Raw genomic sequence first — 13,053 nt, 5'->3', positions numbered from 1 at the left:
GTCATGCGTGCTCGACGACGTTGGCGAGCAGTCGCATGGCCTGCGCCTGCAGCGGCTCGCTGGAGGCCGAGTTGTTGATGACCAGGTGCTCAGCCTTGGGCCGAAAGTCGACGTTGATCTTCGAGAGGTAGCCGTCCCAGTCGCCGAGCTTGATCGAGTCCCTTGCGGCACCGCGGCGGCGCAGGTAGGTGTGCATCGTCTCGACGTCGCAATCCACCCAGACCAACGTGACACCTACGCCACGGGTGCGGAGCTGCGTGGTCACGCGCTCGATCCACGCCTTGTCGCCGAACTCCCTGACGAACGGTGCTGTGACGATGGGTCCAACCCCGACCTCGGCGTTCTCCAGGGTTGCGTCGATCAGCGCCTCGTACTCCCGCGGGCGAACGCGCTCGAGGTAGACCTCAGAGTCTCGGTCGTGCGGCGGTAAGCCCATGACCTCCAGGGCGGTTTCCACTACGGGCCTGGTGATCGTGTCCTTGTCGATGATCGGCGCTCCAGTCAGGCGCGACAGGACGCGCCCGAACTCGGACTTGCCACTGCCGGCGTAGCCACCAACGAGGAAGGCGTGAGGCGGTCGCCCTGTGCGCGCTGCCGGGCGGACGACGCCGCTGCGCACGACGCGACGAGAGCGGGACTGGTTCTCGATCAGTCCCTCAGCGGACAGCAGCTTCATGGCCTCGTTGATCGTGAAGACGCTGACGTCCATCTGCTCAGCGAGGGCCCGCGTGGAGGGCAGCGCTTCCCCGTCGCGGAGCACCCCGGCCTCGATGTCGTTGCGGATGGTCCGCGCGACGCGGGCCTTCTTGCCGTCGATGTCGTCGTGGCTCGCCATGCGGTGCGCCTCCTGGGTTTGGGCTATCAGTTGGACGGTCGAGGGCCTAACAACCGCCTAACAGTTGATCATCCACCGACAGGCGGAACCGCGCCAAGTCCAGACTCGTCACACCTAACAGTTGACACGGTCAGCAGACCAGTTGTTAGATGTGGGTCAGCCGAGCCTGTGAGGAGGCCCACAGTGAGTACCGAACCGTCCCGCCGCGAACTGGACGCCATCGCGTCCGAGTGGCCGGTCATCGAGGCCGAGTTGGCCGTTGTCGAGGCGGAGTGCCGCCTTGCCCTTTCGTCGGACGCTCTTGCGGTCCGGGCGCACCGTCGTGCGGTGAAGGCCCTGGAGGCCACCGCCCGCACTCGCACCACCCGGGCCGCCCGTGTGGCGGTCGAGAAGGTCCGCCGTGTGGCGGGCGCCGGTTCCCGTTCCATGACCGTCGCTGCCGTGGCGTCGGTCGCTGCCTGAAAGGAGTTGGTCTCGATGGTCACCATGTCGCTGTTCTTTGTCCTGCTCGTCGCGGTCGTCGTTGGTGTCTGGCTGAAGAAGCTGTCCAACGGCTCGCTGATCCTTGGCATCCTGTTCGGCCTGTCGCTGGCCGCGACGTCGTTCGGCGCTCCGGTGTTGGACGCGTTCCAGTCGCTGCTGAACGGTCTGGTCTCGGGTGTCGCGTCGGTGGCGGGTGCCTGATGGGTTCGCCGATCTTCGATGAGGCCGCCCGGCAGTGGGTGGCGATGCGCGCTGAGTTCGACCTGGTCGTCCAGGCCGCCTATGAGGCCGCCGAGGAGGTGACGAACGCGTGTCTGCTCAACCGTCGCGGCAGGGCCGCCGGTATCGACTCGTTCTCGCTGATGACCGGGCCGTACGCCCGTGTGGAGGCGTACGGCTCGCGTGAGCTGGTCGAGCACTTCGAGACCGTGGGTCGCCCGTCCCTGGAGCGGTTTGAGCGTGAGTGGCTGGCCGCCCGCACGGAGTGGCCCGCCGACGCCGCCGTGGACGTCCCGGCGGCGTGGCTGGCCGAGTGGGAGAGCACCGCACCCGTGCACGACGAGAACGCTGGGAGGGCTGCCTGATGGAGAACCGCACGCCGGACGACGGCGAGCTGTACGCGATCGTGTACGGCACCGAGGACGAGCCCGGCCGCGAGGTCGAGGCCCGGGGGCTGAACCAGGGCGCCGCGCTGGTCCAGCACGGTAATGACCTCGACGCGCTCGGTCACGAGCTCGCCGCCCTCGACGCGCTCGACGGGGAGGTCATCGACCCCGAGCGGGTCGAGGACGTCCCGGCGCGCCGGGTGCCGCGGGTGATCGAGCACCGCGACCACGACGGGCGCCGTGGTCCGCGCCGGGGCGAGGCGTTCGAGCGCGCGGTACTGCCGGACTGGCTAACGTCGCGTTCGGCGCTGGTGGGTTCGACGTCGTGGGCCTGCCGGTACTACGGCAAGGCTGGCGCGTTCCACGGCGTGCGCCTGCCGCTGTACGCGCTGCGGGTCGCGGCTCGCTCACCGTGGGGCGCGGCCCGGATCACCGCCGCCGTGTGGCGGTGGGTCGCCGACTCCGAGCACCGCGACGCCCGCCGCGCGCTGCTCACCTCGGGCGTGACCGCCGAGGGCTACCTGAGGATTCGCGAGGAGCGCCGCAACCAGGCTCGCGGCCGCGCGTTCGTTGCAGGGTCCGGGCTGGCCGTCCTCGCGTCGGGCGGCGTGGTCGCGGCTCAGGCCGACCCCATGACGCAGGCCATCGCCGTGGCCGCCTCGCTCGGCGTGCTGGGCCTGGTCGGGCGGGCCAAGGACGGGCGGATCACATCCCGGGCGATGGACAAGGCCGAGGCCCCGCGCCTGACCGCTGACCTGATCGCCGCCGCGCTGACCTCGTTGGGCCTGTCCTCGATCAACGGCCCCGCGGGCAAGGACCCCAAGGCCATCCGGTTCCTGGCGCTGGTGCGTGACGGTGCCGGGTTCCGCGCGGACATCGACCTGCCCGCCGGCGCCACGGCCGCCGAGGTCATGGACCGCCGCGAGAAGCTCGCATCGGGTCTGCAGCGGCACGAGTCGCAGGTCTGGCCAGAGCGTGACCCCGAGGCGCACGCCGGGCGCCTGGTGCTGTGGGTCGGGGACCGCCCGCTGTCCAAGGCCCGCCCCGCGCCGTGGCCGCTGGTCAAGGCGGGCCGCACGAACGTGTTCACGCCCATCCCGCTGGGCGTGGACCACCGCGGCCGGAAGGTCACCACGACCCTGATGTACGCATCCGGTGTCGTGGGCGCGGTGCCCCGCATGGGCAAGACGTTCAGCCTGCGCCTGATCGAGCTCGCCGCCGCCCTGGACCCCCGCGTCGAGCTGCACGTCTTCGACATGAAGGGCGGCGCGGACCACCTGCCGCTGGCCGACGTCGCGCACGCGTTCCGGGCCGGGGACGAGCCCGAAGACATCGCGTTCATCCTGGCCGACCTCAAGGCCCTGGTGGCCGAGATGCGCCGCCGGTACAAGGTGCTGCGCGGCCTGCCGCGCGAGGTCTGCCCCGAGTCCAAGGTGACCGACGAGCTCGCGGGCCGCCGTGAGCTCGCGTTGCACCCGATCTTCCTGGCGATCGACGAAACGCAGATCGCGTTCGAGCACCCCGACCACGGCTCGGCGATCTCCGACCTCGTCACCGACCTGGTCAAGCGCGGTCCCGCCGCCGGAATCATGGTCTGGTGCGCCACCCAGCGCCCGGACGCCAAGTCCATCCCCGTGGGGATCAAGGCCAACGCGATCCTGCGGCTGTGCCTGAAGGTCTCCGACCACACCGCCAACGACATGGTCCTGGGCACCGGCGCCTACTCCACCGGCATCCGGGCAACGATGTTCTCCCGCTCGGACCTGGGCACCGCGTGGCTCGCCGGTGAGGGTGACGACCCCGTCATCGTCCGCACGAGCTACGTGGACGCCGACGGCGCCGCCGCCATCGCCGCCCGCGCGCGTGTCGCCCGGGCCGCCGCCGGGCGCCTGACCGGCATGGCCGCAGGCGAAACCCCCGCCGACCTGGACCTGTCGTCCGTGCTCGACCACCTGATCGCGGCCTGGCCCGGCACCGAGCCCAAGGTCTGGGCCGACGAGCTCGCCGCCCGCCTCACAGAGCACCTGCCCGGCGTCTACGCCGGATGGACCGCCCAGAACGTCACCACCGCGCTCAAGCCCTACGGCATCCGCGCCGTGCAGCACAACCGCGTCGTAGACGGCCGCCAGGTCAACAAGCGCGCCATCGCCCGCAACGACGTCCTGGCCGCCCTCGGCAACACCATCGACACCCCGCACGACGACAAGGAGGACTGACCACCATGACCACCACCCCCGCCCCCGGCTCCCGCCGCCTCGTCCTGGCCGGTGCCGTGTCCGTCGCCCTCATCTCAACCGGCTCCGCCTACCTCGCCATGGTCGCGTTCGGCCTGGACGTGCTCGGCATGAGCCCCGCGGTCGCGTTCACCACCGCAGGCGTGTTCGAGCTGTCCCTCATCACCGTGGCCCTCCTGGCCCGCGAGGCCGCCCGGGACAACCGCCCCGGCGGAACCCTGCTCACCCTCACCTGGGTCCTGTCCTCCGCGTCCGGCGGGTTCGCCGCCTGGCACGAGCTCTACATCGGCCACGAGGCCGGAGCCGCGTTCTTCCGGTTCCTCGTCCCGCTCCTGGCCGCCCTGATGTGGCACCTCGCCCTCATCGGAGACCGCCACCTCGCCACCGGCCGCACCTGGACCCAGGTCCGCGCCGGAGGCCGGATGCACGCCCTGTTTCTCGCCACCGAAGACCTCTACCGCGCCCAGGCCGCCGACGACGGCACGCACACCGCCCGCCGCCGCATCGCCCGCGCCGAAGCCGCCCGCCGCCGCGCCCGCGCCGTCGCGCTGCGCACCGTCCCGCCCGACCAGATGCGCGCCACAGTCACCGCCTGGCTGGACTCCATGCGGGCCGTGGGGGAGGGCACTGCGGACACCGCGTCCCTGTTCACCGAGGACACCGCCCGCCTGGCCCGCATCCTGACCGCCCCCATGTCCGGGCTGTCCGTCCCGGACACCCGCCACCTGTCCGCCCCCGTGTCCGCCGACCTGTCCGCCCTCGTGTCCGGGTCCCTGTCCGCCCCGGTGTCCGCCGCCGGACAGACCCGCCCCGTTGTCCGGGCGACCGTCGGCCCGGCTGTCCGGACCGATAAGCCCCGCACCGTCCGCCGGTCCGTCCGCCCCGCCGGACCCGCCAACGCCGACAAGGCCGCTCGCCTGGCCATTGTCTCCGCCCTCGTTGCCGAGGACCCCGCCGCCGACTCCGCCGCCGCCCTCGCAGCTCTCACCGCTGCCGGGCACGACGTCACCGACCGCACCGCCCGCCGCGACCTGGAGACCGTCCGCGCCGGGGCGTAGCGGTAGCACCCGCGCTGCCCCGCCCGGCCGCCGCAGGCCGGGCGGGGGCTAGGCCCCCGGCCGCTAGCCCTAGCACTCCCGCTAGCCCGGGAAACCGCCAGATACCGCCGATCTAGCGGGTTAGCGACCCGCCACCGCAGCCCCGCAAACCCCGTCTACCCGCCCGCTCAGGGACCGGTCCGCGCGCTAGCGCTAGCCATGCCCCCTGCGTGAGCCATGCCCAAAACAGAGCTGGACCAGCACGGAGGGACGCTCGACATGACCACCACGAACCGCGCGAGCTCGACGCCGAACGGCGCGCTGCTCGCCTCCGCCCTGGAGTACGCCGCCCGCAACTGGCACCTGTTCCCCCTCATCCCCGGCGGGAAGCGCCCCGCCGCACCGCGGCACCCCGAGCACGAGTGCGACCGCCGCACCGACTGGTGGTGCCGCAACGGGCACACCGGCTGGCAGCAGCGCGCCACGACCGACCAGGGCCGGATCACCCGCGCCTGGTCCAGCCGTCCCTACGGCATCGGGATCGCGACCGGCCCGTCCGGGCTGCTGGTGATCGACACCGACACCCCCAAGCCCGGCGCCCGCACCCCCGCCGAGTGGACCGGCCGCGCGACGTCGGGCGAGGACGTGCTGTCCGCCCTCGTCGCTGATCACGAGCCCCTGCCGGACACCTGGACCGTCCGGACCCCGTCCGGAGGCATCCACCGGTACTACACCCGTCCGGACGGCATCGAGTTGGGCAACACCGCCGGGCGCCTCGGCTGGCTGATCGACACCCGCGCGACCGGCGGCTACGTCGTCGCCCCGCCGACCCGGACCAACACCGGCGTCTACGACGTCGTCAGCTACGCCGCCCCCGCACCCCTGCCCGGATGGCTGACCGATCTGCTCACCGGCCCGACGATGCCCGACCCCGGAAGCCGCACAGCGCGCACCGTCCCGGCCGACCTCGACCGCGTCACCGGGTACGTCCGGGCCGCCGTCGAGGGGGAGACCGCCCGCGTGCGGGAGGCGACCGAGGGCACCCGGAATCACTCGCTGTTCATCGCCGCCGTCGCGCTCGGGCAGCTCGTTGGCGGGGGCGCGCTGACCGAGCACACCGCCACGAACGCCCTCCTCGACGCCGCCGCCGGGCACGTCACCGCCCGGGCGTTCACCGACGCCGAAGCCCTCGCGACCGTCCGGTCCGGGCTGCGCCGCGGCGCCCGCACCCCCCGCACGATCACCGCCCGCCGGGCTGCCTGAGAGGAGAACCACCATGCACACCACCACCCCGCGCACCACCGCCCCGGGCACCTGCGAGGTGCGGCTCATGGTCTGGGACGTGTGGGACGCCGACCTCGCCGACGGGATCTACCACCTCGAGGACCCGTGCGGAGCGCCCGCCACCCGGACGGTGCACACCTACTGCCCCGGCTGCGGGCACGACACCCACGAGAGGGCGTGCGCCTGGTGCGCCGAGGCACCGGCCGAGTTTGACGGCGCCTGCCCGGCCTGCGGGTACGGCCCCGCCCACTACACCATCCGCCCGCTCTGACCCGCAGGAGACAGCCATGAGCACCGACCTGACGCCGCTGGAGCGCGCGGCCCGCGCCGCCTACACCCGCCCGGACTCCGCCATCCCGTGGGAGCGGCGCTCCCCGGCCCGCCGCGCCTACTGGCGCACCGTCGCCCTGCGCGCCCTGGACGCCGCCCTGGACCTGGACCACCTCGCCCGCGTGCTCGCCGTCGAGCTGCACGCCATCCCGGCCCGGGACGTCACGCCCGGGCCGGGCGAGTCCTGGCGCGACGTCGCCGAGCGCCTCGGCCACCACCTCGCCACGGCCGTTCGCGCCCGCATCCTCACCGTCCCCGTGGTGCGGGTCCTGCCCGACGACGCCCCGGGCCGGGTCTATGGCGAGGGCTACGACGGCCGACCGCTGGACGACCGCACCGAGGCCGAGAAGCGCGAGGCCGCCGACCGCTCCGAGGCCGACGACGTCGAGGGGGACCAGCGATGACCACACGGCCCACGCACTGCACCGGCTGCGGGTATCCCGTGCACTCCGCCGGCACCCGCGCCGACGACCGACCCGCCGAGTCCCGGCTCTACCGGGGCAAGGGCCTGTGCACGACGTGCGCACCCGCCCGGGCGACGTCGGGCCGCTTCGGCCGGTTCCAGCTCCGCCCGTCGCACATGACCACGAGCCCCAACGCCTGAACTGGAGGAACACGCCATGACCGCACAGACCATCCGGCCCGTCCGCGCTGTCCCCGTGCTGCTCACGCCGCAGGAGGTGGCCGACATGCTCCGCATCCCGGTGCGGACCCTGTACGGGCAGCGCTCCGCCGGACGCCCGACCCCGCCCGGGGTCAAGATCGGCCGCCACCTGCGCTACCGCCTCGCCGACGTCGAGGCGTGGATCGATGAGCAGTTCGGCCGGAGCGCAGCATGAGCGCCCCCCGCAAGGACGAGAAGGTCACCGACCAAGCTCCGGCCGAGGGCACGGCCCCGGCAGAGACCGCGGCGGGCGAGGCTTCGGCCGAGCGGAAGTCTGCCGCCGCGATCCTGGTGGACCTGGCGTTGGAGCGCTACGACCTCGGCTGCACCCCGGACGGGGAGCCCTACGCGGTGCCCCGCACGGGCGGGAACGTGGTGCGGATGCTGCGCGGCAAGGGCTCGCTGCGCGCCGAGCTCGCCAAGGCCTACCGGCAGCACACCGGCGCAATCGCTGGTGGGCAGGCCCTCGCGGACGCGCTGCTCGTCCTGGAGGGCACCGCCGCCGAGTGCGAGCCCGAGGCAGTGCATGTCCGCGTCGCCGAGCACGACGGCGCAACCTGGATCGACCTGGGCGACACCACCGAGCGCGTGGTCCGCGTGGACGCACGCGGCTGGGAGGTCGTGGCCGAGTGCCCGGTGCTCTTCCGCCGGAGCGTCCTGACCGCGGCGCTGCCGACTCCGGAACCGGGCGGGAGCCTGGACGAGCTGTGGGAGCTGCTGAACGTCACTCCGTCGGACCGGCCGCTCGTGCTGGGCTGGCTCGTGGCGGCCCTCGGGTGGGCGCGCATCCCGCACCCGATGCTCGCCCTGCTCGGGGAGCAGGGCACCGGCAAGAGCTCGGCGACCCGGAACCTGGTTCAGCTCGTGGACCCGTCCCCGGTGTCGGTGCGCAAGCCGCCCAAGGACGTCGAGGCGTGGGTGACCGCCGCCCAGGGCTCCTGGGTCGTCGGGCTGGACAACATGTCCACCATCCCCGCGTGGCTGTCGGACTCGCTGTGCCGGGCCGTGACCGGTGACGGCGACGTGCGCCGCCAGCTCTACAGCGACGACGGGCTTGCCGTGTTCTCGTTCCGCCGCGTGCTCGTGATGAACGGCATCGACGTCGGCGCGATGGCGCCGGACCTCGCGGACCGGTCCATCGTGGTCAACCTCGACCGGATCACCGAGGACCGGCGCCGCCCCGAGTCCCAGCTCATGACCGCGTGGGAGGCCGCGTGGCCGCGCGTGTTCGGCGCGCTGCTGTCACAGGTCGCCGTGGGCAAGGCCCGCATCCGGTCGGTGCGGTTGGACGCCATGCCTCGCATGGCCGACTTCGCGATGGTGCTGGCAGCGCTGGACCAGGTGCACGGCACCAACAGCCTGGCCGCCTACCAGGACCAGGCCAACAGCATGGCCGCCGACGCGGTCACGTCGGACCCGTTCCTCGCCGCCATCACCGAGCACGTCACGACCCATTGGCAGGGCACCGCCGCCGAGCTGCTGGGCATCGTCCAGCCCGACGGCGCCCTGCCGCGAACCTGGCCGCGCAACTCCCGGGCTGCCGCCGGTGTCCTGAAGCGCAACGCACCCGCGCTGCGGTCCGCGGGCTGGGTCGTGGACGACCTCCCCGGTCGTACTCGGCAGAAGGTCGCCGTCTGGCGGCTGGTCCCACCTGAGATGACCGGGGAGGAACACCCGCAACACCCGCACACCCGCAACCACGCCGCTGACCAGGGCGAATTCTCCGGAAACGGTGCAGGTGTACCCGCGGGTGTTGCGCGGGGCGCGGGTGTCAAACACCCGCACACCCGCGAACACCCGCACCGACACCCGCAGGCGTTCCCGCAGGTCAGACCCCACGTTGCGGGTGTTGCGGGTGTTGCGGGTGTCGCTTCCCCCTCATCTCAGGACGCCCCCTGCCCCGACTGCGGCGAGCCCCTGACCGGCCCGGGCTACACGGCCCGGTGCCGCCCGAACCACACCCTCACCACCCTGGAGGTTGCACACCATGTCGCGTAAGCCGCTGCCCGTGGGATCCCACGGGAACATCAACCGCACCCCTTACCTGGGTCGCGTGCAGCTCGTCGGTGAGGGCAAGAGCTGGTACACGCCCGGCGGGGAGCTCGTGCCCCTGAGGTCGATCCGCTGGGCCGCCCGCTGCCGGTTCCGGGACAACGACGGACGCACCCGACCTGTCGAGGCATGGGGCGCCACTGGTGCCGAGGCCGAACGCCGCCTGCGTGACGAGCTCACCGCCCGCAAGCGCGCTGCCTCGGACACGATCACTGCGGACACGCGTCTCGAAGTCCTCGCCGACTATTGGCTCCGGACGAAGGTCGATCCGAGCAAGCGAGCCGTGAACACAAAGCAGCGCTACCGGTACACCACCGAGCAGTACGTCATCCCCGGACTCGGCGGGCTGCTGCTGCGCGAGTGCACCGTCTCGCGCTTGGAGGCATGGGTTGCCGGTGAGGTCGAGAAGCACCAAGCGACAGCGCGAATCGCGCTCAGTTGCTTGAAGAGCATGTTCGACGTCGCCGTTCGCGAGGACGCCATCACGGCGAACCCCGCGACCTCGGTAACCCCGGTACCGGCCACCGCTTCCAAGGACGTGCAGGCACTATCGGTCGAAGATGTCGTCACGCTGCGCGCCGCCCTCTTGTCCGACGCCAAGGCGAGGGCGCAGGACCTCGGCGACTTGGTCGACGTCATGCTCGCCACCGGCTGCCGCATCGGCGAAGCCCTCGCGCTGCGCTGGGTAGACGTCGACCTCGACAAGCACGTGGTCTACCTGACCGGGACGGTCGTTCGTGAGGAGCGTGTGGGCCTGTTCCGGCAGGACACGACCAAGGGCAAGAAGGCCCGAGGACACCTCATCCCCGAGTTCGCCGTGACGATGCTCGAACGCCGTGCAGCCGAGGTGCCGCCGGGCGAACTCGGGCTCGTCTTTCCCTCGGTGCGCGCTGGGCTACGGGAGGTGTCCACCGTCGATCGCCAGTGGCGCACGTTCCGCGTGCATCACGCCGAATGGAGCTGGATCACGCCGCACACATTCCGCAAGAGTGTCGGGACCGCCGTCGAGCGTGGCGCCGACATCGAAGCCGCAGCCGCTCAGCTCGGGCACACGCGGACCGCGATCACTGCCAAGCACTACGTTGCCACGCCCGACCTCGGGCCGGACCACCGGGCGATCCTGGAACGGTTCGGCGAGACACCGGCACACCTCGGCTAATCACCGGAAGTGAGCGCCAACGGAAGGGGGCGGGGGCCAGCCCCCGCCCCTTCACATCGCCGCTGCCCGACCTTCAGAAATGCTGGCACGGCGGACCGCCGGCAATCACCACGGCGTACGCGCGTCCCTCAGCTCGCGGCGCACACCCGTAGGCGACGCGGCTTCTTTTTGAAGTCTTGGCACGTTCTCGAACATGCGTGTTCGACAATGGACCGCCGAGCTCGTCGTCGGCGTGTCGCGGGTTGGCACGTCCGACACCACATCGTTGTCCGACTCTGCTCCGACGGTGCATGTTGGCCCGGCTCGCCCGCCCCTCCTCGGGCCTGTTTCGGAAGTGGTCTGTGACCTGCAGTGATGACTACCCTGGTGACCGCAGTTGTGAGAGCCACGTCATCGTCGTGACCATGGCCATGCCCGCGCGATCGGAACCCGCCAATGATGACCGAGTACAACGTCAGCGACCACTGGTCGGATGACGATCCCGAGTGGCTGAAGTCCCTCGTCTCGTCCCTCTACCGCCGTCACGGGGTCAGTACCGTCCTGCCGCTAACTGTCATCGTGGACGAGATCGTCGAGTGGCTGGACCTCGCGAGCGGCGTCGACGCCTGGAAGAAGTCCGCGAACCGCACTTCGCTGTGGCTCGACGTGGACGAGTCGGTCGGAGCGGTCGGCCCCTCGCTTCGCGCGAGCATCGCGGGACCTCTCGCCCAGTTCCAGGCCGCCTTGTCTCACCTCACGGGTAGCCCAGGCAGTGTCCTGGCGCAGCCGCCAGGCACACGCACCGATGCGTTGTGGACGGACGTGACCGGCGCCGCACGAGATCTCTTGACCGCCCTCGAGGCAGACGACGCGGCCGGCGCCAGCTGGGACGACCTGGTGGCCACAGCCCGGGACCGTGCCCTGAAGGGCAGGGAGTACCGGCCGATCGCGGAGCTTCTCTTCGACCAGCTGCGGAGGCGCGGCCTGAGCGCGGAGGCGACGTTTAGCGACCTTGTGGACTTGGTCGCCTTCGGCCGGGAGCCCGAAGACGTCCCGATCGGCCAGAAGGACGTAGCGCTCGAGGAACGGATCGCGCGCGCCCGCGCGCTCGTGAGTACGGCGGCCAAGATCGAGCCGATCGTGGTGTGGCTCGGCTACGAGGGCCGTGCCTTCCCACAGCTCAGCGCCGGGCGGGTTTCCTTCATGGACGCGCACTGGCACGTCCCGAACGCGCGCCCCGGGCGCCAAGACTTCGAGCACAAGGCGGAGCTCTGGGAGCTGGTGCAGCACGGCTACCTGTTCAAGGTGGCTGAGCGCATCGACGAAGAGTCCGACGTGGACTTCCTCGTTCGCGTGGACCTCGGCGAGACCACGGCGGCAGGCGCGGTGACGCGGGCCGTCGACATTGTCAACACGATCCTGAACGTCTCCATCCACAACGCCGGCGGAATCCGCCCGGGCCTCTCCCAGCACGCCCTCCTGCGCTCCGGCCGCCCGGGTTCTTCCACCCTCATGATTTCCAGTCGCGCGACGGGCTTTCCCGACGACCACTACGGTGCGAACCTCACCGCTGAGGCGATCGCGACGCACGGACCGCGGATCGCAGAGGCACTCAGCCGCGAGGAGCTCCCTCGATTTCTGGCTGCCGCGCTCGAGGTCCAAACCACCGCCGACCACCCGTTCAGCCGCGACATGGCGCTCCGAAAGCCCTCCGAGGCGGACCTCCGCAGCGTGATCCCGCTCGCCGACCGGGTGGTGCAGCACGTCGCTGCGCACGCCGCGCTCGATCCGAACGACGCGTTCGATCTGCTGGGCCAGCACTGGCCGCACGCCCGGTGGCTGACCGACGTGCGGCGGGCCGTTCACCTGTGCCTGTCCGGCGGCGGCGAGCGACAGGAGCTCCGCAACGAACTGACTCGCGAATGGCTCGCGAGAAATCCGGTGCGCCCTTGGATCCTGCTCGTCGCTGACCGCGCGGCAGATCTGCATTCGATGTGCCGAATCGAATCCGAGCGCGCATGGATCGCCCGGATGCTGCACAGCGTGAGCGACTTCGCTGCTTACCGCGAGCTGATCCAGGAGTACACCAATGAAGGTGACGTGCTGGAAGCCAGGCGCCGCCGCGTGCGGAACGCTCTCGTGCACGGCAACCCAGCAAACTTCGCAGTTGTTGAGTCCGTGCGCGAATACGCCAACTTCCTGAGCGGCACCGCGCTACAGCTCGGCCTCGAGTCGTACGTCGAGGGCACCGCACCGGCCGTAGTGCTTGCGGAACGAACCGAGGAGTACAGCGCGATGCAGTCCGGTCAGGACGCTGCCGCGTACTGGCGATCCCGGCTCGCCGCCGAAGCCGTCGCGACGCCCAATTCGTTGTAGAGGACCAGGCGGGGC

General features: G+C 71.5%; 14 protein-coding genes. 13 read left to right on the top strand and 1 reads right to left on the bottom strand.

Annotated features, from left to right (window positions below; translation table 11 throughout):
• Window position 1: 1 nt before the first annotated feature.
• Window positions 2–835, bottom strand: coding sequence for a GntR family transcriptional regulator (locus tag L1785_RS14525; protein WP_268915302.1), 834 nt, complete (start codon window positions 833–835; stop codon window positions 2–4).
• Window positions 836–1,018: 183 nt separating this feature from the next.
• Between L1785_RS14525 and L1785_RS23250 the strand changes: the two genes are divergently transcribed.
• From L1785_RS23250 to L1785_RS14455, 13 genes are all read left to right on the top strand, one after another.
• On the top strand, window positions 1,019–1,297 hold the full coding sequence (locus tag L1785_RS23250; protein ID WP_236089987.1) for a DUF6284 family protein: 279 nt from the start codon (window positions 1,019–1,021) through the stop codon (window positions 1,295–1,297).
• A 15-nt stretch (window positions 1,298–1,312) separates the two neighbouring features.
• On the top strand, window positions 1,313–1,519 hold the full coding sequence (locus L1785_RS14510; RefSeq protein WP_236089986.1) for a hypothetical protein: 207 nt from the start codon (window positions 1,313–1,315) through the stop codon (window positions 1,517–1,519).
• Complete coding sequence (locus tag L1785_RS14505) at window positions 1,519–1,902, top strand: hypothetical protein (protein WP_236089985.1); 384 nt, start codon at window positions 1,519–1,521, stop codon at window positions 1,900–1,902. The genes L1785_RS14510 and L1785_RS14505 overlap by 1 nt, the downstream gene beginning before the upstream one ends.
• Complete coding sequence (locus L1785_RS14500) at window positions 1,902–4,139, top strand: FtsK/SpoIIIE domain-containing protein (protein ID WP_236089984.1); 2,238 nt, start codon at window positions 1,902–1,904, stop codon at window positions 4,137–4,139. The genes L1785_RS14505 and L1785_RS14500 overlap by 1 nt, the downstream gene beginning before the upstream one ends.
• Window positions 4,140–4,144: 5 nt before the next feature.
• The gene (locus tag L1785_RS14495; protein WP_236089983.1) at window positions 4,145–5,215 is read left to right on the top strand and encodes a hypothetical protein; all 1,071 of its coding nucleotides are present in this window, start codon (window positions 4,145–4,147) and stop codon (window positions 5,213–5,215) included.
• A 258-nt stretch (window positions 5,216–5,473) separates the two neighbouring features.
• On the top strand, window positions 5,474–6,457 hold the full coding sequence (locus L1785_RS14490) for a bifunctional DNA primase/polymerase (protein WP_236089982.1): 984 nt from the start codon (window positions 5,474–5,476) through the stop codon (window positions 6,455–6,457).
• 13 nt (window positions 6,458–6,470) lie between these two features.
• Window positions 6,471–6,749 (top strand): hypothetical protein, encoded by a 279-nt coding sequence (locus L1785_RS14485; protein WP_236089981.1) that lies wholly within the window; start codon window positions 6,471–6,473, stop codon window positions 6,747–6,749.
• 16 nt (window positions 6,750–6,765) lie between these two features.
• Complete coding sequence (locus L1785_RS14480) at window positions 6,766–7,212, top strand: hypothetical protein (protein WP_236089980.1); 447 nt, start codon at window positions 6,766–6,768, stop codon at window positions 7,210–7,212.
• On the top strand, window positions 7,209–7,412 hold the full coding sequence (locus tag L1785_RS14475; protein ID WP_236089979.1) for a hypothetical protein: 204 nt from the start codon (window positions 7,209–7,211) through the stop codon (window positions 7,410–7,412). Before L1785_RS14480 ends, L1785_RS14475 begins: the two co-directional genes overlap by 4 nt.
• Window positions 7,413–7,428: 16 nt before the next feature.
• On the top strand, window positions 7,429–7,647 hold the full coding sequence (locus L1785_RS14470; protein ID WP_236089978.1) for a helix-turn-helix domain-containing protein: 219 nt from the start codon (window positions 7,429–7,431) through the stop codon (window positions 7,645–7,647).
• Complete coding sequence (locus L1785_RS14465) at window positions 7,644–9,470, top strand: AICE element replication initiation protein (protein WP_236089977.1); 1,827 nt, start codon at window positions 7,644–7,646, stop codon at window positions 9,468–9,470. Before L1785_RS14470 ends, L1785_RS14465 begins: the two co-directional genes overlap by 4 nt.
• Window positions 9,460–10,683 (top strand): tyrosine-type recombinase/integrase, encoded by a 1,224-nt coding sequence (locus L1785_RS14460; RefSeq protein WP_236089976.1) that lies wholly within the window; start codon window positions 9,460–9,462, stop codon window positions 10,681–10,683. Before L1785_RS14465 ends, L1785_RS14460 begins: the two co-directional genes overlap by 11 nt.
• A gap of 438 nt (window positions 10,684–11,121) precedes the next feature.
• A complete protein-coding gene (locus L1785_RS14455) occupies window positions 11,122–13,038 on the top strand; it encodes a hypothetical protein (RefSeq protein WP_236089975.1) in 1,917 nt (638 codons plus the stop codon).
• Window positions 13,039–13,053: the final 15 nt, after the last annotated feature.

The sequence above is a fragment of the Antribacter soli genome (assembly GCF_021568775.1).
GTDB lineage: Bacteria > Actinomycetota > Actinomycetes > Actinomycetales > Cellulomonadaceae > Antribacter > Antribacter soli.
This window is presented reverse-complemented; position numbering and strand designations above follow the sequence as displayed.